Here is a 19504-nt window from a genome sequence, read left to right as displayed (position 1 = left end):
TCTCATTACTGCAACCAATTTTACAACTTAGGACCCGCAGCCTTGATCGCGTCGCTCACTTCGAACTTCTTGAAGTTCTCGATGAACAGACCGGCCAGCGCCTTGGCCGCTTCGTCGTACGCAGCCTTGTCAGCCCAGGTGTTGCGTGGGTTGAGCAGGTTGGTTTCAACGCCCGGTACGGCCAGTGGCACGTCGAGGTTGATGGTGTCCAGGTGCTCGGTGGCGGCACCGATCAGCGCGCCGCTCTGGATCGCTGCGATCACCGCACGGGTGGTCGGGATGTTGAAGCGTTTGCCGACGCCGTAGCCACCGCCGGTCCAGCCGGTGTTGACCAGGTAGACCTTGGAGCCGAAGCCGCGGATGCGCTTGATCAGCAGTTCAGCGTATTCGCCAGCCGGACGCGGGAAGAACGGTGCGCCGAAGCAGGTGGAGAAGGTCGACTTGATGCCGCTGCCCGAACCCATTTCAGTCGAGCCCACCAGCGCGGTGTAGCCGGACAGGAAGTGATAGGCCGCTTGTTCTTCGTTGAGGATCGACACTGGCGGCAACACGCCGGTCAGGTCGCAGGTCAGGAAGATCACAGCGTTTGGCTCGCCGCCCAGGTTCTTCTCGGAACGCTTGGCAACGTGCTCCAGCGGGTAGGCCGCGCGGCTGTTCTGGGTCAGGCTGACATCGGCGTAGTCGGCGTGCTTGGCGTCGTCGATGACCACGTTTTCCAGCACAGCGCCGTGCTTGATGGCTTTCCAGATGACCGGCTCGTTCTTCTCGGACAGGTCGATGCACTTGGCATAGCAACCGCCTTCGATGTTGAACACCACGCCTTCGCCCCAGCCGTGTTCGTCGTCACCGATCAGGTAACGGCTTTCGTCAGCCGACAGGGTGGTTTTACCGGTGCCCGACAGACCGAAGAACAGGGTCACGTCGCCTTCTTCGCCGATGTTGGCAGCGCAGTGCATTGGCAGCACGTCAGCGGCCGGCAGCAGGAAGTTCTGCACGGAGAACATGGCTTTTTTCATTTCACCGGCATAACGCATGCCGGCGATCAGCACTTTCTTCTGCGCGAAGTTGATGATCACGCAACCGTCGGAGTTGGTGCCGTCACGCTCAGGCACGCACTCGAAGTTGGCCACGTTGAGCACTTGCCACTCGTCACGACCGGCCGGGTTGTACTGGGCCGGGTTGATGAACAGGCAACGACCGAACAGGTTCTGCCAGGCCGTCTGGGTGGTCATTTTCACGGCCAGGTAGTGATCTTCTGCCGCACCTACATGCACGTGGGAAACAAAGTGCTCTTGCGCGTTGTTGAACGCCTCGACACGAGCCCACAGCGCGTCGAACTTGTCGGCCGGGAACTTGCGGTTGATCGGGCCCCAGGCGATAGCGGCCTGGGTGGAAGGCTCTTCAACGATGAAACGATCGACTGGCGAACGACCGGTGCGATGACCGGTGCGAACGACCAGAGCGCCGGTATCGGCAAGCTCGCCCTCACCGCGTTGCAGGGCTTCTTTTACCAGATCATCAACACTCAGATCGGTGTACACGGCGTTATTGGCTTGCGTCATGAGGTTCCCCGTCGGCCAGTGGCCGAGTGTGCTCCAAACGTTTTGTAGTAGAAAGTCGTGCACTACTACCGCGAAAAAAGTGGGCCGGATTATGCCAGAAAAGCCCAAAAAGAGTAGGGTCCTCCCGTCGTAACGGCGAAATTCCGTCGTTACGCAGTGAATTTACCTGCGCTGAACCGTTTTAGTGCCGGGTATCTGACGGCGTGTCGACGCCTGCGCCAGCGAACAATTGAGCAATATCGGCCGCATCGAACAGGTAACGCTGGTTGCAGAACTGGCAATCGATCTCGACTTCGCCACCGCGCTCAGCCACCAGTGCCTGCGCATCTTCCAGACCCAGACTGACCAGCGCATTGCCTGAGCGTTCCCGCGAGCAGCTGCAACGGAAGCGCAGGTTCTGCACATCGAACAGGCGCACTTGCTCTTCGTGGTAGAGGCGATGCAGGACGGTTTCGTTGTCCAGGCTGAGCAATTCATCGGCGGTCAGGGTGCTGGCCAGGGCGGTGATGTGCTGCCAGCTGGCGGCGCGGTCTTCTTCGTCTTTCAGACGGTCGGCCGGCAGTTGCTGCAGCAGCATGCCACGGGCACGACGGCCGTCGGCGAACAGCTTGAAGCGCGTGCCGACCTGTTGCGACATGACGAAATAGTTGGTGAAACACTCGGACAGCGTTTCGCCGTTGAGATCGACGATGCCTTGATAACGCTGGCCAATCGTCGGGTCGACAGTCAGGGTCAGGTCACCGCCCGGCATCAGGTCGGCAAGGGTCGCGTCCGCGTCGATCTGCTCGGCGTTGTAACGCGCCAGGCCACGGATCTCGCGCTCGCTGGAGCATTCGATCATCAGCAGCGGAATCGGCCCTTCCGAGCGCGCCTGCAAAATCAGCAAGCCATCGAATTTCAGCGTGCCTACCAGCAACGACGCGGCCGCCATCAATTCGCCCAGCAATTGCGCGACCGGCTCCGGGTACGGGTGCTTGGCGAGGACTTCGGCGTAGCTGCGTTCAAGCGCAACCAGTTCGCCGCGCGTGTCGCTGTCATCGAAGATGAAACGTTGAGTGAAATCGGTATCCGCTAGGTCGGTCATAATTTTGGGTATCTGAATGTGGTGACAAAATGGTTACAAGACGTGAAAATTTGCGCTTCTTGGCACTCTTTTTGGTGCCGACTGCTCTGCCATTGGAGGCATTTTATGAACAATCCGGGTTTGTTCCAATCAAGGTGGAACCTCGGCCGGCTGGTTCTGTGCAACGTAGTGCCGTTGGCGCTACTGGCTTTCTGGTTATGGCCTACGGGCAACTCGCTGTGTGTGATTTTCGACGAGTGGCTGTTCCGCTCGCTCAATGCGCCACTGGCCAGCAACTCCATATGGCTCCACATCTGGACAATTGCAAGTCTGCGGCCGTTTGACATTGTCGTCGGACTGATCCTGCTGACGCTGCTGATCAAGGGCGACTGGGTGTTCAAGGCGATTGACGTGCGTCGCGCCTTTTTCGGTTTTTTCTCGATTCTGCTGCTGATGGTGGTAATCCGCGCGCTGTTTTCCAAATTCGCCGACTACATGGACTGGCAGCACAGCAGCCCATCCATGGTGCTGGAAGGCGCGGTGCACCTGAGTGACTACTTCCCGCATCTGGAAAAAGCCTGGGAGCTGAAGGATCGCTCGAGCCAGAGCTTCCCCGGTGATCACGCTTCGGTGCTGCTGATCTGGGCGCTGTTCATGGGCGTATTCAGCCGCACAGTCGGCCAGTTCCTGACGGTCTGGGGCCTGGCACTGCTGTTTATGCTGCCACGTCTGGTGGCCGGCGCGCATTGGGGTCAGGACGATTACATCGGCGGCATGCTGCTGGCGGTGTGGGCGTTGGGCTGGGGTTACTACACGCCGTTTGCCTATCACGCCGCCAACTTCTGGCTGAAGGTGACTGCGCCGGTTTTCGCTTTACTGGGCAAGCTGCCGCTGGTTTCGCGGATGAGTGTGGTGTCTGCCGCAAACTGACACTTTGCGCAAACCTGTGGCGAGGGAGCTTGCTCCCGCTTGGCTGCGTAGCAGTCACTGAACCAGTCGACTCGGTTGTACTTTGAAATACATGATCGACTGGATAGGGAGTCCTTCGGACTCCAGCGGGAGCAAGCTCCCTCGCCACAATGGTGTGCCGTGCCGGTCAATCGCTGTTGCTGTTCCCACGAAATTTAAACAGATCCCGCCGCTGCTTCTTGCTCGGCTTGCCATCAGTGCTCACGCCTAACGCTCCGGCCTTGCGCATCGCCGCTGCCGCTTCACGTTTGGCAATACTCGCCTCCGTCTCGGTATACAGCGTCTGCGCTTCGGGCGCGCCGCGACGCACGATCGACAAAGCCTCGACCCTCACCGTGCGTTCTTCAAAGCCGGTACGAATTTCGAACTCATCGCCAATGCGTGGCTCTTTGCCAGGCTTGCAGCGGTCGCCTCGGCAATGCACCTTGCCACTCTCGATGGCGGCTTTGGCCAAGGCCCGGGTTTTGTAAAAACGCGCCGCCCACAACCATTTATCGAGACGGACCTTGTCGTCCTCTTCGCTTTTTTGTGCCATGGAATTTCCTCATTCTGAAATATTGATGAACTGTACTACCGTTTCTGTCGTGCCATGAATGACCCCGTCCCGGATTACAATGCACACCAGCCGACACCTGCTTGAGGGGTCGGTGATCCGGGCCGTAGATATCTGTCGCCTTTTAACCCTTATTCTGCGTGAATACCGCGAATTCGGCCGTACGCGGCCCGAGCGGTTTCTGCCGGTTGAGTACCTTTGAAGACATTTGACCATTTGACCGTTGTCGGTCTGCGCGAGTGGGTGGCGCTCCCTGATCTGGGAGTCGCCGGCCTGCGGGCGAAAATCGACACCGGCGCCAGCACCTCCAGCCTGCATGCCACCGACATCGAGCCGTTCGAACGCGACGGCCAGAAGTGGGTGCGTTTTACCGCGCACCTGGGCACGGTGGTGCAGTTGCGTCACCGGCGCTGCGAAGCACCGCTGGTGACGCGCAAAACCATCAAAAGCTCCAACGGCCAGGCGCAGGTGCGTTATGTGATCAGCACCACCCTGGCCCTCGGTGATCGGGTCTGGGCAGTCGAGTTCACCCTCGCCTGTCGCAAGTCCATGCGCTATCGCCTGTTGCTCGGTTCCAAAGCCCTGATCGATGGCCAGCTGGTGGTCAATCCGGGCATCAAATATGTACAAGACAAGCCGGTGTTCCCGGTATCTACCTCCTCCACAGGTGTTGCATGAAGATCGCTGTGCTGTCGCGGAATCCGCGTCTGTATTCCACCCGTCGTCTGGTCGAGGCCGGCACCGAGCGCGGGCATGAAATGGTGGTGATCGACACCTTGCGCGCCTACATGAACATCGCCAGCCACAAGCCACAGATCCACTATCGCGGCAAGCCGCTGGAAGGCTTCGACGCGGTGATTCCGCGGATCGGTGCGTCGGTGACGTTCTATGGCTGCGCGGTATTGCGCCAGTTCGAAATGATGGGGGTGTTTCCGCTCAACGAATCGGTGGCCATCGCCCGCTCGCGGGATAAATTGCGTTCGCTGCAACTGCTGTCGCGTCGTGGCATCGGCCTGCCGGTCACCGGTTTCGCTCACTCGCCGGATGACATTCCCGACCTGATCGACATGGTCAACGGCGCGCCGCTGGTAATCAAGGTGCTGGAAGGCACCCAGGGTATCGGCGTAGTGCTGTGCGAAACCGCGACCGCAGCCGAGTCGGTGATCGAGGCGTTCATGGGCCTGAAGCAGAACATCATGGTCCAGGAATACATCAAGGAAGCCGGCGGTGCCGACATCCGCTGCTTCGTGGTCGGCGACAAGGTCATCGCAGCGATGAAGCGTCAGGCCAAGCCTGGGGAATTCCGCTCCAACCTGCACCGAGGCGGCAGCGCCAGCCTGATCAAGATCACCCCGGAAGAACGCATGACCGCGTTGCGCGCGGCCAAGGTCATGGGCCTGTCAGTAGCGGGTGTGGATATCCTGCGTTCCAATCACGGGCCGCTGGTGATGGAAGTGAACTCGTCGCCGGGCCTGGAAGGGATCGAGACCACCACCGGCAAGAACGTAGCGGGGATCATCATCGAACACCTTGAGAAGAATGGCGGGCCGAATATGACCCGGACCAAAGGCAAAGGTTGATCCGTTGGAAATGTGGCGGCTGACAGGCCGCCTTCGCGAGCAAGCCCGCTCCCACATTTTGGAATGCGTTCCCCTGTGGGAGCGGGCTTGCTCGCGAAGGGGCCATCAGCCCCGCTGAATATCCCGACTGTCAGACGGCATCCCGCGGCAACATCAGCCCCAACGGCAATCGAACGCGCGCTTCCAGTCCGCCCCCGGAGCGGTTACGCAATTCAACATTGCCGCCATGCATCGAAGCAATCCGCTTCACGATCGCCAACCCCAGCCCGGTGCCTTTGCCCCCCCGGGCACGGTCGCCACGGGTGAAAGGGTTGAAGATCGCCTCAAGCTCCGACGGATCGATCCCCGCGCCACGGTCCATCACGCTCAGCACCACATACGGCGCGCTGGTATCACCGGACACATAAGCCGCGACCTCGACGCCGCTGCCGGCATGGTTCAGGGCGTTGCCGATCAGGTTGTTCAGCAGGCGTTTCATCGACACCCGGCGCAACGGAAACGGCTGGATCGGTTCCAGACGCAGACGCACTTTCTCTTCGCTCTGGTTGTACGGCGCGGCCACTTCACGCACTAGATCGCTCAGATCGACTTCCTCCACCGACTCGTCACGACCGTCGCGAATGAACGCGAGGAACTGATCGAGAATCGCGTCCATGTCTTCGATGTCGCGCACCATGTCGTCGGTCAAATCGTTGCGATCGCCCATCAGTTCCAGCGACAGACGCAAGCGGGTCAACGGTGTGCGCAAGTCATGGGAGACCCCCGCCAGCATCAGCTCACGCTCGCGACCGGCCTGTTCGACGTCTTCGGCCATCTGGTTGAAGGCGCGATACACCTCGGTCATCTCGCTCGGTGTGTCGCTGATCGGCAGACGCACGCTGCGGCCCTGACCGAGTTGCCGCGCAGCGTACACCAGACGCTTCAATGGCTGGTTGAGCTGGCTGACGAAAATCCACGCCGAGGCGGTGGACAGCAAACCGATGGCGAGGAACCAGCCGAGTACGTTCCAGATTTTCTGGCCGCGCAATGGATGCGGGTACAGCGGCACTTTCAGCCAGCCGTCACCGAGGCTTGGCGCACGCACCCACAGCGCCGGCGGCGAGTGCATGCGCAAGCGCACTTCGGTGTCGGCGCCCAGCTCCGCCTGCATCTGCCGCTGATAGATTTCACTGTAGGGCCAATGCTGTTCGCCCTCCGGCACACCGGCACCGACCACCCTGATCAGGGTCGCGGCATCGGCGATCTTCGCGCGATTTTCTTCATCGGCCGCCCAATAGGCGCGCAGCGTCAGGGCGACGCCGTGGCTGTATTGGCGATCCACCAGCACGTCCTCGTTCATCAACAGATAAACCAGGGTCAGCGCCTTGGAAAACAGCACGACGATGAGCACCAGCCAAAGGGTGCGGGAGAAAAAACTTTGGGGGAACCAGACGGGGGTTTTCATCGATAACCGTTACACACTTGCAGGAGCGAGCCATGCTCGCATATTGCGGATTGCGAGTCTGCGTAGAGGGTCGATCAACCCGATCTGCGCAGACCCGCTCCTACAAATCGCCGATCACTTGGTGGCGGCGCCATCCGGTACGAACACGTAGCCCACGCCCCAGACCGTCTGGATGTAGCGCGGTTTCGACGGATCCGGTTCGATCATCCGGCGCAGACGGGAAATCTGCACGTCGATGGAGCGCTCCAGCGCATCCCACTCGCGGCCACGGGCCAGGTTCATCAGCTTGTCGCGGGTCAGCGGCTGACGCGCGTTCATCACCAGCGCCTTGAGTACCGCGAACTCCCCGGTGGTGAGCATATGCACTTCTTCGCCACGCTTCAGCTCGCGGGTGGCCAGCGACAGCACGTAATCGCCGAAGGTGACGTTTTCGTCTTCGCTGCCCGGCGCGCCCGGCACCGGCGCAGCCTGGCGACGCAGTACGGCTTTGACCCGAGCCATCAGCTCGTCCGGGTTGAACGGCTTGGCCAGGTAGTCATCGGCGCCCAGTTCCAGGCCCTTGATGCGGCTCATCTCATCGCCCTTGGCGGTGAGCATGATGATCGGAATCTGATTGTTCGCCGCCCGCAGGCGACGGCATGCGGTCAGGCCGTCTTCGCCCGGCAGCATCAGGTCGAGGACGACCAGATTGAACACTTCACGCGACAGCAGACGGTCCATTTGCTCGGTGTTCGGTACGGCACGGGCACGGTAGCCCTTGCTGACGAAAAAGCGTTCCAGCAGGCTGCTCAGCCCCGGATCGTCGTCAACAATAAGAATTTTTTCGCCTTCAGCATTGTTTGCAGTGCTGCTCATTGGATGCTCCTTTTAGCTCGGCGCGCATTATGGCGTAGCTGCCGTTATACGCACCGTGTGCATTGTTAGCAGATTTTTCCTTCACTGCCAGAAAACCGGGGTTTCTACCTACAGACTGCTACACCCCCGAATGACAGAACGCTGGTTATAATGCGCGGCGTTTTGTGCCAGGCAACGTCTGAATCGTTACCGCAGGTGGCCGCGATATTTTCCGGGCCTGCGCAGTAATTATTCGATTTCACGGGTCAATGGGGTGCCTTTTGACCCAGGCAGCGGCAATTTTCTAGCCGCTCAACCAGACTCCGGGCCTTTATTTCCGTGCCTGCGAGCCTGCTTTCACAATATGTCAGGTGGTTTTATGGACAGCATCAACAGCCGCATCGCCGAGGAACTCGGCGTACGCCCGCAACAGGTCGAAGCGGCCGTCGCGCTACTCGATGAAGGCTCTACCGTTCCCTTCATCGCCCGTTACCGGAAAGAAGTCACCGGCAGCCTCGATGACACCCAGTTGCGTCATCTGGAAGAGCGTCTGCGCTACCTGCGAGAACTCGACGAACGGCGCATCAGTATCCTCGCCAGCATCCAGGAGCAGGGCAAACTCACCCCTGCCCTCGAGCGCGACATCAAACTCGCCGACACCAAGACCCGCCTCGAAGACTTGTACCTGCCGTACAAGCAGAAGCGCCGCACCAAGGGCCAGATTGCCCTGGAAGCCGGCCTCGGCGAGCTGGCCGACGGACTGTTCAACGACCCGAACCTGACGCCAGAAACCGAAGCCGCACGCTTCGTCGACGCCGAAAAAGGCGTAGCCGACGTCAAGGCTGCGCTGGAAGGCGCCAAGTACATCCTGATGGAGCGCTTCGCCGAAGACGCTAGCCTGCTGGAAAAGCTGCGCGACTTCCTCAAGCAGGAAGCGACCATCAGCGCCCGCGTGATCGCCGGCAAGGAAGAAGAAGGCGCGAAGTTCCGCGACTACTTCGAACACGACGAACCGCTGAAAAGCATGCCGTCGCACCGTGCACTGGCGATTTTCCGTGGCCGCAACGAAGGCATCCTCAGCTCCGCGCTGAAAGTCGGCGACGAACTGCCGGGCACCATGCACCCGTGCGAGGGCATGATCGGCCAACAATTCGGCATCCAGAATCAGAACCGCCCGGCCGACAAATGGCTCGGTGAAGTGGTGCGCTGGACCTGGAAGGTCAAGCTCTACACCCACCTTGAAACGGATCTGCTCGGCGAGCTGCGCGACGGTGCCGAAACCGAGGCGATCAACGTCTTCGCCCACAACCTGCACGACCTGCTGCTGGCCGCGCCGGCCGGCCCGCGAGCCACCCTGGGCCTCGACCCGGGCCTGCGTACCGGCTGCAAGGTTGCGGTGGTCGACTCCACCGGCAAGCTGCTCGACCACGCCACGGTTTACCCGCACGTGCCGCACAACAAGTGGGATCAGACCATCGCGATTCTGGCCGCACTGTGCGCCAAGCACTCGGTTGACCTGATCGCCATCGGCAACGGCACCGCCAGCCGCGAAACCGACAAACTGGCGATCGAGCTGATCAAAAAATACCCGGCAATGAAGATGACCAAGGTCATGGTGTCCGAGGCCGGCGCCTCGGTGTACTCGGCATCGGAACTGGCGGCCAAGGAATTCCCGGATCTGGACGTGTCGATCCGTGGCGCGGTGTCGATTGCTCGCCGCTTGCAGGATCCGCTGGCCGAGCTGGTGAAGATCGATCCGAAATCCATCGGTGTCGGCCAGTACCAGCACGACGTATCACAACTGAAACTGGCGCGTGGTCTGGATGCGGTGGTCGAGGACTGCGTGAACGCCGTCGGCGTCGATGTGAACACCGCCTCGGTGGCCTTGCTGGCGCGGATCTCCGGCCTCAACGCGACTTTGGCGCAGAACATCGTTGCCCACCGTGACGAGCACGGTGCGTTCAAGACCCGTGCGGCGCTGAAGAAAGTCGCGCGTCTGGGCGAGAAAACCTTCGAACAGGCCGCAGGCTTCCTGCGCGTGATGAATGGCGACAACCCGCTGGATTCTTCCGCTGTTCACCCGGAAGCCTATCCGCTGGTACAGCGCATCGCCGCTGAAACCGACCGCGACATTCGCTCGCTGATCGGCGACGCCGCGTTCCTCAAGCGTCTGGATCCGAAGAAATTCACCGACGAAACCTTCGGTCTGCCAACCGTCACCGACATCCTGCAAGAACTGGAAAAACCCGGTCGCGACCCGCGTCCGGAGTTCAAGACCGCCGAGTTCCAGGAAGGCGTCGAAGACCTGAAAGACCTGCAACTGGGGATGATCCTCGAAGGCGTGGTGACCAACGTGACCGCGTTTGGCGCATTCGTCGACATCGGCGTGCATCAGGACGGTCTGGTGCACATCTCGGCGCTGTCGGAGAAGTTCATCAAAGACCCACGCGAAGCGGTGAAGGCCGGTGACGTGGTGAAAGTGAAGGTCATGGAAGTCGATATCCCGCGCAAACGCGTCGGTCTGTCGATGCGCATGAGCGACACCCCGGGCGAGAAGATCGACGGTGCCCGTGGTTCGCGTCCGGGCTCGGCACCGCGCCAGTCTTCGGGTAACGCGCCGCGCAAGGAGACGGCCACAGCCGCGCCGGTGAACAACGCCATGGCTTCGCTGTTCGCCAACGCCAAGCAGTTGAAGAAACGCTGATGGAAATTCCGGCCGGGCTCGTCGAGAGCGCGTTTTTCAAGCTGTTGGGCTGCCGCCTGCACAGCCTGGAAACCGGGGTGGCGCAAGTCGCCCTGGTGCTGGAACCGCAACTGCGCAATCGCGGCGGCAAATTGCACGGTGGCGCGCTGTTCAGTCTGGTCGATATCGCCATGGGCCTGGCCTGTTCCAGCACCCACGGCTTCGATCAGCAGAGCGCGACCATCGAGTGCAAGATCAACTACATCCGCGCCGTATCCGACGGCGAGGTGCTGTGCACGGCGCGGGTCATCCACCCGGGCCGCCGCACGCTGGTGGTCGAGGCCGACGTGATGCAAGGCGACAAACTGGTCGCAAAAGCGCAAGGCACGTTCGCTGTCCTGTAGATGTTGTTCATCATTTTGAGTTAATTTCGGCGCTGTGATCGCAGCGTCGAGCTTTTCTGTGGGAGCGGGCTTGCTCGCGAAGGCGGTGTGTCAGGCAAATTGATGTTGACTGACACGCCCTCTTCGCGAGCAAGCCCGCTCCCACAGGGATCGCATAATCTTCGCGTGCATCTGCCAGATTCAGGGACTGAAGTCGGCGGTTCGAAAGGGGCTTCGTGAGCCCGAAAAACCAGGCGATAACGCCAGTTTCAACTTCACCCTTGTAGACCGTCCTGCCCACCCCCATATTGGGGCGACTGACGCGTGAAGGAATCCAAATTGAGCGAACTTCTCAACCGCCGCCTGGCTCTGCTCGGCGAGCGCGCCAACCTCTCTCTGCTCGAACAGTGCCTCCACGGTATCGAACGTGAATGCCTGCGCGTGACCAGTGAAGGTCGTCTGGCGCAAACGCCGCACCCGGAAGCCTTGGGTTCCGCGCTGACCAATGAACAGGTCACCACCGACTATTCCGAGTCGCTGCTGGAATTCATCACCCCTGCCCTGCCCGATCCGGCTGACACCCTGGCGAGCCTGGACAAGATTCATCGCTTTGCCTACAGCAAGCTCGGCAACGAGTATCTGTGGAGTCCATCGATGCCGTGCCCGTTGCCGGCCGAGGAAGATATCCCGATCGCCTATTACGGCACCTCCAACATCGGTCAGCTCAAGTACGTCTACCGCAAAGGCCTGGCCCTGCGGTACGGCAAGACCATGCAGTGCATCGCCGGGATTCACTACAACTTTTCCCTGCCGGAAAAGCTCTGGCCGCTGCTGCGCGAAGCCGAAGGTTTCGTCGGCACCGACCGCGATTTCCAGTCGTCGTCCTACATCGCGCTGATCCGCAACTTCCGCCGCTACAGCTGGCTGCTGATGTACCTGTTCGGTGCTTCGCCAGCGCTGGACGCGGGCTTCCTGCGCGGCCGTTCGCACCAGTTGGAGCAACTGGATCCGGACACTCTGTACCTGCCGTACGCCACCAGCCTGCGCATGAGCGACCTCGGTTACCAGAGCAACGCCCAGGCCGGCCTGACGCCGTGCTACAACGATCTGGCGAGCTACACCGACAGCCTGCGCAAAGCCGTGGCCACACCGTACGCGCCGTACGTGGAAGTCGGCACGCACCAGGATGGCGAGTGGGTACAGCTCAACACCAACATCCTGCAGATCGAAAACGAGTACTACTCCAACATCCGTCCGAAACGCGTGACCTACACCGGCGAGCGGCCGATCCAGGCGCTGATGGCCCGCGGCATTCAGTACGTCGAAGTGCGTTGCCTGGACATCAACCCGTTCCTGCCGATGGGCATCGACGTCACCGAATCGCGCTTCCTCGATGCGTTCCTGCTGTACTGCGCGCTGAACGACAGTCCGCTGCTGACCAACACTTCGTGCGGCAATGCCACTTCGAACTTCCTCAGCGTGGTCAAGGAAGGTCGGCGTCCGGGCCTGCAATTGCAGCGTGACGGCGAAGCTGTCGAGTTGAAGGTTTGGGCAGCCGAGCTGCTGGAAAAAATCGCACCGCTGGCAGCGTTGCTCGATCAGAGCCATGGCGGCGACGCGCACAGCAAGGCGCTGGATGCGCAACTGGCCAAGGTCAAGGATTCGTCCCTGACCCCGTCGGCCCAAGTGCTGGCGGCCATGGCCGAGCACAAGGAAAGCTTCGCGCAATTCTCCCTGCGTCAGAGCCAGGCGCATGCCGAGTTCTTCCGCAGCGAGCCGTTGGCTGCTGAGGAACAGGCGAAGTTCGAGGAGCTGGCGCGTTCGTCGCTGGCGCAACAGGCGGAGCTGGAACAGAACGAGGTTGGCGATTTCGATGTGTTTGTCGGGTCGTATCAGGCGAGCATTCTGGCGATCAGTAACTAACCACTATTCCCTGTGGCGAGGGAGCTTGCTCCCGCTCGGCTGCGCAGCAGTCGCAATTTCAGTCCCCCGGTGCATAAGAAGCACCGTGATGAATTGATATTGGAGTCCTTCGGCCTCCAGCGGGAGCAAGCTCCCTCGCCACAATGACCTCACCAACAATCCCTCACGGCTTAGATTTTTCCGCTCATAAGCTAAGTCTAAAAAGTTATTTATTTTTAGATTCTTAGATCATTTAGTCTCCTTTCACGCCGATCGTCGGTCGCCTGATTTGGAGCACTCCCCATGAAACTGAATTTCCCGCTTCGCCTGCTGGCCGTGGCCTCGTTGGCTGCTGCGAGCTTTCTGGCGCAGGCCGCCGACCTCACCGTCGCCTACCAGACCACCGTTGACCCGGCGAAAGTCGCCCAAGCTGATGGTGCTTATGAAAAAGCCACCAAGGCCGACATCAGCTGGCGCAAGTTCGACAACGGCGCCGACATCATCGCCGCCATCGCCTCCGGTGACGTGCAGATCGGCTACCTCGGTTCCAGCCCGCTGACCGCTGCGATCACCCGCAAGGTTCCGGTGGAAACTTTCCTCATCGCCACCCAAATCGGCGCCGCCGAAGCACTGGTCGCCCGCGACGGTTCCGGAATCAAGAGCCCGCAGGATCTGGCCGGCAAGAAAATCGCCGTGCCGTTCGTGTCCACCGGTCACTACAGCCTGCTTGCGGCGCTGAAGCACTGGAACATCGATCCGTCGAAAGTCACCGTGCTCAACCTCGCCCCGCCAGCGATCATCGCGGCTTGGAAACGCGGTGATATCGACGCCACTTACGTGTGGGATCCGGCCCTCGGTGTGGCCAAGGAAACCGGCAAAGTGCTGATTACCTCCGGCGAACTGGCCAAGTTCGGCGCGCCGACCTTCGATGCCTGGATCGTGCGCAAGGACTTCGCCGAGAAGCACCCGGAAATCGTCACCGCGTTCGCCAAGGTCACCCTCGACGCCTACGCCGATTACCGCAAGGATCCACAAGCCTGGCTCGCCGACCAGTCAAACGTCGACAAGCTGGTGAAGCTCTCCGGCGCCAAGGCCAGCGACATTCCATTGCTGCTGCAAGGCAACGTCTACCCGCTGGCGGCTGATCAGGTGATCAGCCTCGGCGCGCCGACCACCAAAGCCATTACCGACACCGCCGCGTTCCTCAAGGAGCAAGGCAAGGTCGAAGCCGTACTGCCGGACTACGCGCCGTACGTCAGCGCCAAATACATCACCCACTGATCGGGAGTTGACTGCGATGGCCTTGCTACAGCTGGAGCGCATCAGCGCACAGTATCCCGGCAGCCCGGAACCGGTGCTGGCGGACATTTCCCTGACCCTCGGGCCGCAGCAATTGCTGGTCGCGCTCGGCCCGTCCGGCAGTGGCAAGACTTCGCTGTTGAACCTGATTGCCGGCTTCGTCGAACCCAGCGCCGGGCGCATCACCCTCGACGGCGTGCCGGTCAAAGGCCCGAGCGCCGAGCGCGGCGTGGTGTTCCAGGATGACGCGCTGCTGCCTTGGCAGGATGTGCTGGCTAACGTGGCTTTCGGTCTGGAGCTGGCCGGTGTTGCCAAGGACAAACGCGAACAGCGCGCCCGGGAAATGCTCGCGCTGGTCGACCTCACAGGCTTTGAAAGTCGCCGTATCTGGCAACTCTCCGGCGGCCAGAAACAGCGTGTCGGCCTGGCCCGCGCCCTCGCCGCTGACCCGCGTGTGCTGCTGATGGACGAGCCCTTCGGCGCCCTTGACGCATTCACCCGCGAGCAGATGCAGGAGCTGTTGCTGCAAGTCTGGCAGCGCACCGCCAAACCGGTATTCCTGATTACCCACGACATCGAAGAAGCGGTATTCCTCGCCACTGACCTGATTCTGCTGGCACCGAATCCGGGGCAGATCGTCGAGCGTCTGCCTCTGGATTTCGGTCAGCGTTACGCTGCCGGTGAATCGGCGCGGGCGATCAAATCCGACCCGCGTTTTATCGAAACCCGCGAGCACGTGCTGAGCAAAGTGTTCTCGCAACGCAGCGCCGTACAACGGCAGGAGCGCGCATGAGCAGTTACGACGTTTCCGCCCCGGCAGTGAAAACTCCATCAGTGGCGATTCCCGCACGGCGCAGCCTCAGCACCCGGTGGATCAGCCTGCTGACCCTGTTGACCTTGCTGGTGATCTGGTGGGCCGTGACTGCCAGCGGTTTGATCGAACCGCTGTTCCTGCCACCACCGTCCGCCGTGCTGCAAAAAGGCTGGTTGCTGGCGACCAGCGGTTACATGGATTCCACCCTGTGGCAGCACTTGGGCGCGAGCCTGAGCCGCATCGGTGTGGGTCTGGGCTTTGCGATTCTGACCGCAGTGCCGGTGGGCATCGCCATCGGCGCCAACCGTATTGCTCGTGGTGTGCTTGATCCGTTGATCGAGTTCTACCGGCCGATTCCGCCATTGGCTTATCTGCCGCTGATCGTGATCTGGTGTGGCATCGGCGAGTTGTCGAAAGTGCTGCTGATCTACCTGGCGATTTTTGCGCCGATCGCCATCGCAACAGCCACCGGTGTGCGCACTGTAGACCCGGCGAAATTGCGCGCTGCGCAGTCGCTCGGTGCCACTCGCGCACAACTGATCCGCCATGTGATTTTGCCGAGCGCCCTGCCGGACATTCTCACCGGTGTGCGCATTGGTCTGGGTGTTGGCTGGTCGACCCTGGTCGCCGCCGAACTGATCGCCGCCACCAGCGGTTTGGGTTTCATGGTGCAGTCGGCCGCGCAATTTCTGGTCACCGATGTGGTGGTGCTGGGGATTCTGGTGATCGCCCTGATCGCCTTCGCCATGGAAATGGGCCTGCGCGCCCTGCAGCGCAAACTGGTGCCGTGGCACGGCCAGGCGCACTGACATATTTGATGTGAATCCCCTGTAGGAGTGAGCCTGCTCGCGATTGCGGTGTGTCATTCACCCCAGCATTGACTGCCAGCCTGCAATCGCGAGCAGGCTCACTCCTACAAAAGCTCTATCCCCGAATTCGAAGAGTAAGACCATGAGCAGCCTGACCATCACCCCATTAAGCTCGGCTCTCGGCGCGCAGATCAGCGGCGTCGACGTCAGCCAGCCGTTGAACCTGGAACAGCGCGACGCCATCAAGCAGGCGCTGCTCAATTACCAGGTGCTGTTCTTCCGCAACCAGCCGATCGAACCTTCGCAGCAGGCACGTTTCGCCGCGTATTTCGGCGACCTGCACATTCACCCGATCTACCCGAACGTGCCCGAGCAGCCCGAAGTGCTGATCCTCGACACCGCCGTCACCGACGTGCGCGACAACGCGATCTGGCACACCGACGTGACCTTCCTGCCGACCCCGGCGATGGGGGCGGTGCTCAGCGCCAAGCTGTTGCCGGAATTTGGCGGCGACACCCTGTGGGCCAGCGGAATTGCCGCCTATGAAGCGCTTTCGGCACCGATGAAAAAGCTGCTCGAAGGGCTGACCGCGACTCACGATTTCACCCGTTCGTTTCCGCTGGAGCGCTACGGCAACACGCCGCAAGCCCTGGCACAGTGGGAAGAGGCACGACGCAAGAACCCACCGTTGTCACACCCGGTGATCCGCTCTCACCCAGTGAGCGGACGCCGTTCGTTGTTCGTCAATGAAGGCTTCACCTCGAAGATCAACGAGATGTCGGATACCGAGAGCGAGGCGATATTGAAGTTCCTGTTCGCCCACGCAACGCGGCCGGAATTCACCATTCGCTGGCGCTGGCAGCAGGACGACATTGCGTTCTGGGACAACCGCGTGACTCAGCATTACGCGGTGGATGATTACCGCCCGGCACGACGGGTGATGCAGCGGGCAACGGTGTTGGGGGATGTGCCGTTTTTCAAATAAGGCCTGATTGCTGTGTTGTTTTCAAAGGCCCCTTCGCGAGCAAGCCCGCTCCCACAGTTTGATCGTGTTTCTTCAGGAGGAACGCAATTACCTGTGGGAGCGGGCTTGCCCGCGAAAGCGTCAGAGCAGGCGCCGAATAATTCGGCGCCAGTGACTTATTCAGCAGTCGACGGTTTCTCCCACAGATTGATCCCGCCCTCCTGGGCGAACCGGTCGATCTCCGCCAGTTCCTCAGCACTGAAACTCAGATTCTTCAACGCCCCGACGTTCTCGATGATCTGCTCCGGCCGGCTCGCGCCGATCAGCGCCGAGGTCACTCGCGGATCACGCAGGGTCCAGGCCAGCGCCAGTTGCGCCAGACTCTGGCCGCGACGCTTGGCGATCTCGTTCAGTGCGCGCACATGCGCGATGTTGGCCTCGGACAGGTGCGAAGCCTGCAACGAACCACCGCCCGGACGATTGACCCGCGCATCCGCCGGCACGCCGTTGAGGTATTTGTCGGTCAGCAGACCTTGCGCCAGCGGGGTGAAGGCGATGACGCCAGTACCGAGCTCATCGGTGGTGTCGAGCAGGTCTTTTTCCACCCAGCGATTGAGCAGGTTGTATGCCGGCTGATGAATCAGCAGCGGCACCTTCCATTCCTTGAGCAGCGCGGCGATCTCGCGGGTTTTTACCCCGGAGTACGACGAGATGCCGATGTACAACGCCTTGCCCTGTTGCACGGCGGTGGCGAGGGCGCTGGCGGTTTCTTCCAGCGGGGTGTCCGGGTCGAAGCGGTGCGAGTAGAAGATATCCACATAGTCCAGACCGAGGCGCTGCAGGCTCTGGTCGAGGCTGGCCAGCACGTATTTGCGCGAGCCGCCGCCCTGGCCGTACGGGCCGGGCCACATGTCCCACCCGGCCTTGCTGGAGATGATCAACTCATCGCGGTACTGCTTGAAGTCTTCACGCAGCAGGCGACCGAAATTGGTCTCGGCGCTGCCGTACGGCGGGCCGTAGTTGTTGGCCAGGTCGAAGTGGTTGATGCCCAGGTCGAACGCGGTGCGCAGCAGGGCACGTTGCGTGTCGATCGGCGTGCTGTCGCCGAAGTTGTGCCACAGGCCCAGCGACAGCGCCGGCAGCACCAGACCGCTGCGACCGACGCGGCGGTAAGGGATGGAGTCGTAGCGGTTTTCGGCAGCGGTGTAAGTCATCGAATCCTCTCTTGTCTGTCTTGAAATGGGTGTCGACTTCTTCGCGAGCAAGCTCGCTCCCACAGATAAATGCATTCCAAATGTGGGAGCGAGCTTGCTCGCGAAGGGTGCTACACAAATCTATTGCCGGGTCGGGCAAGGCCCAGGTTTTCGCGCAAGGTCCGGCCCTCATACTCGGTTCTGAACAGCCCGCGCCGTTGCAGTTCCGGCACCACGCCATGGGCGAAGTCTTCGAGCCCGCCCGGCAGGTGCGGCACCAGCACGTTGAAGCCGTCCGCCGCGCGCTGTTCGAACCACTCCTGCAAGCGATCGGCGATCTGCGCCGGTGTGCCGACCAGACTGTAATGCCCGCGCCCACCGGCAATCTTGCGGCCCAATTCGGCGAGGGTCAGATTCTCCCGGCCCGCCAGTTCAGTCAGCAATTTCTGCCGGCTCTGCTGGCCGCTGTCGGTCAGTGGCAACTCCGGTAGCGGTCCGTCCAGCGGGTACTTCGACAAGTCGAAGTTGCCCAGCATACGCCCAAGCAACGCCACGCCAACCTCCGGTTCGACCAATTGCTGAAACGTTTCACATTTTTCCTGCGCTTCGGCCTCCGTCTGCCCGGCGACGACAAACACCCCGGGCATGATTTTCAGCGAGTCGGCACTGCGCCCGTACTTGGGCAGACGTCCCTTGAGGTCGGCGTAGAACGCCTGCGCGCCCGATAGCGAAGTCTGCGCGGTGAACACCACCTCAGCGGTCTGTGCCGCCAGTTCACGCCCGGTCTCCGATGAACCGGCCTGCACGATCACCGGTTGTCCCTGCGGCGAGCGTGCGACGTTCAGCGGGCCTTTCACCCGAAAGTGCTCGCCGACGTGATCCAGCACGTGCAGCTTCGACGGGTCGTAGTACGCGCCGCTGGCCTTGTCGCGGACAAAGGCGTCGTCCTCCCAGCTGTCCCACAGCCCGGTGACCACCTGATGAAACTCCCGCGCGCGGCTGTAGCGTTCGGCGTGGCCGATGTGTTCGTCGCGACCGAAATTCAGCGCCTCGGCGGCGTTGTCCGAGGTCACCAGATTCCACCCGGCGCGGCCGCCGGACAGATGATCGAGCGAAGCGAATTTGCGCGCCACGTGATACGGCTCGTTGTAGCTGGTAGTTGCCGTGGCGATCAGGCCGATGTGTTCGGTCACCGCGCTCAATGCCGAGAGCAAGGTCAGCGGTTCGAAGTGATCCGAACGCGCCATGCGGCTGGCGATATCCTGGGTCGGCGCGGCCACGCTGTCGGCGACGAACAGCATGTCGAACTTCGCCGCTTCGGCAATCTGCGCCAGACGCCTGTAGTGGGCGAAATCCAGACCGGCATTCGCCGGCACCTGCGGGTGCCGCCACGCGGCGACGTGGTGCCCGGTGGCCATGAGGAAGGCGCCGAGTTTCAGCTGTCTGCTCATC

The 19504-nt window shown here is 61.3% G+C and carries 17 protein-coding genes; 10 read left to right on the top strand and 7 right to left on the bottom strand.

What is annotated here, in order from left to right; genetic code table 11:
- Positions 1-20: 20 nt before the first annotated feature.
- Both ACS4NR_RS23125 and hslO read right to left on the bottom strand, forming a co-directional pair.
- On the bottom strand, positions 21-1562 hold the full coding sequence (locus ACS4NR_RS23125) for a phosphoenolpyruvate carboxykinase (RefSeq protein ID WP_027611209.1): 1542 nt from the start codon (positions 1560-1562) through the stop codon (positions 21-23).
- 181 nt (positions 1563-1743) lie between these two features.
- Positions 1744-2646, bottom strand: coding sequence for an Hsp33 family molecular chaperone HslO (gene hslO / locus ACS4NR_RS23120; protein WP_456018438.1), 903 nt, complete (start codon positions 2644-2646; stop codon positions 1744-1746).
- Between the two features lie 105 nt (positions 2647-2751).
- Between hslO and ACS4NR_RS23115 the strand changes: the two genes are divergently transcribed.
- Positions 2752-3555, top strand: a complete 804-nt coding sequence (locus ACS4NR_RS23115; protein ID WP_115985227.1) for a phosphatase PAP2 family protein — start codon at positions 2752-2754, stop codon at positions 3553-3555.
- A gap of 166 nt (positions 3556-3721) precedes the next feature.
- Here the strand turns inward: ACS4NR_RS23115 and ACS4NR_RS23110 are convergent, their stop codons facing one another.
- On the bottom strand, positions 3722-4129 hold the full coding sequence (locus tag ACS4NR_RS23110; RefSeq protein ID WP_098966686.1) for an RNA-binding S4 domain-containing protein: 408 nt from the start codon (positions 4127-4129) through the stop codon (positions 3722-3724).
- A 216-nt stretch (positions 4130-4345) separates the two neighbouring features.
- Between ACS4NR_RS23110 and rimB the strand changes: the two genes are divergently transcribed.
- The gene (gene rimB, locus ACS4NR_RS23105; RefSeq protein ID WP_095137912.1) at positions 4346-4825 is read left to right on the top strand and encodes a retropepsin-like aspartic endopeptidase RimB; all 480 of its coding nucleotides are present in this window, start codon (positions 4346-4348) and stop codon (positions 4823-4825) included.
- Entirely contained in the window at positions 4822-5727 is a 906-nt protein-coding gene (rimK, locus tag ACS4NR_RS23100; protein WP_007952690.1) for a 30S ribosomal protein S6--L-glutamate ligase, read from the top strand. The genes rimB and rimK overlap by 4 nt, the downstream gene beginning before the upstream one ends.
- A gap of 130 nt (positions 5728-5857) precedes the next feature.
- On the opposite strand, the gene ACS4NR_RS23095 is transcribed toward rimK, so the two are convergent.
- Together ACS4NR_RS23095 and ompR are read right to left on the bottom strand one after the other, a co-directional pair.
- On the bottom strand, positions 5858-7171 hold the full coding sequence (locus ACS4NR_RS23095) for an ATP-binding protein (RefSeq protein ID WP_027611205.1): 1314 nt from the start codon (positions 7169-7171) through the stop codon (positions 5858-5860).
- 114 nt (positions 7172-7285) lie between these two features.
- Positions 7286-8026: an osmolarity response regulator transcription factor OmpR gene (gene ompR / locus ACS4NR_RS23090; RefSeq protein WP_003220637.1), complete on the bottom strand. Its 741-nt coding sequence runs from the start codon at positions 8024-8026 to the stop codon at positions 7286-7288.
- A gap of 358 nt (positions 8027-8384) precedes the next feature.
- On the opposite strand from ompR, the gene ACS4NR_RS23085 reads away from it, so the two are divergent.
- The 7 genes from ACS4NR_RS23085 (at position 8385) to tauD (ending at position 16880) form a co-directional block, all read left to right on the top strand.
- Complete coding sequence (locus ACS4NR_RS23085) at positions 8385-10709, top strand: Tex family protein (protein WP_456018437.1); 2325 nt, start codon at positions 8385-8387, stop codon at positions 10707-10709.
- Entirely contained in the window at positions 10709-11092 is a 384-nt protein-coding gene (locus ACS4NR_RS23080; protein ID WP_086793980.1) for a PaaI family thioesterase, read from the top strand. The genes ACS4NR_RS23085 and ACS4NR_RS23080 overlap by 1 nt, the downstream gene beginning before the upstream one ends.
- A gap of 318 nt (positions 11093-11410) precedes the next feature.
- Positions 11411-12994, top strand: a complete 1584-nt coding sequence (gene gshA / locus ACS4NR_RS23075; RefSeq protein ID WP_456018436.1) for a glutamate--cysteine ligase — start codon at positions 11411-11413, stop codon at positions 12992-12994.
- A gap of 282 nt (positions 12995-13276) precedes the next feature.
- Positions 13277-14254, top strand: coding sequence for a taurine ABC transporter substrate-binding protein (gene tauA / locus ACS4NR_RS23070; protein WP_456018435.1), 978 nt, complete (start codon positions 13277-13279; stop codon positions 14252-14254).
- 16 nt (positions 14255-14270) lie between these two features.
- Entirely contained in the window at positions 14271-15065 is a 795-nt protein-coding gene (gene tauB / locus ACS4NR_RS23065; RefSeq protein WP_456018434.1) for a taurine ABC transporter ATP-binding subunit, read from the top strand.
- Positions 15062-15895 carry a taurine ABC transporter permease TauC gene (tauC, locus tag ACS4NR_RS23060; protein ID WP_456018433.1) on the top strand — a complete coding sequence of 278 codons (834 nt, stop codon included), beginning with the start codon at positions 15062-15064 and terminating at the stop codon, positions 15893-15895. Before tauB ends, tauC begins: the two co-directional genes overlap by 4 nt.
- 142 nt (positions 15896-16037) lie before the next feature.
- The gene (gene tauD / locus ACS4NR_RS23055; RefSeq protein ID WP_456018432.1) at positions 16038-16880 is read left to right on the top strand and encodes a taurine dioxygenase; all 843 of its coding nucleotides are present in this window, start codon (positions 16038-16040) and stop codon (positions 16878-16880) included.
- A gap of 155 nt (positions 16881-17035) precedes the next feature.
- Here tauD and mgrA read toward each other — a convergent pair whose 3' ends face one another.
- Together mgrA and ACS4NR_RS23045 are read right to left on the bottom strand one after the other, a co-directional pair.
- Positions 17036-18073, bottom strand: a complete 1038-nt coding sequence (gene mgrA / locus ACS4NR_RS23050; RefSeq protein ID WP_053116521.1) for an L-glyceraldehyde 3-phosphate reductase — start codon at positions 18071-18073, stop codon at positions 17036-17038.
- A gap of 110 nt (positions 18074-18183) precedes the next feature.
- Positions 18184-19503, bottom strand: coding sequence for an LLM class flavin-dependent oxidoreductase (locus ACS4NR_RS23045; RefSeq protein ID WP_456018431.1), 1320 nt, complete (start codon positions 19501-19503; stop codon positions 18184-18186).
- Position 19504 lies beyond the last annotated feature (1 nt).

This window comes from Pseudomonas sp. JQ36, from assembly GCF_053851495.1.
Note: the sequence above shows the minus strand (reverse complement) of the source record. Positions and strands in the feature narration are given on the sequence as shown.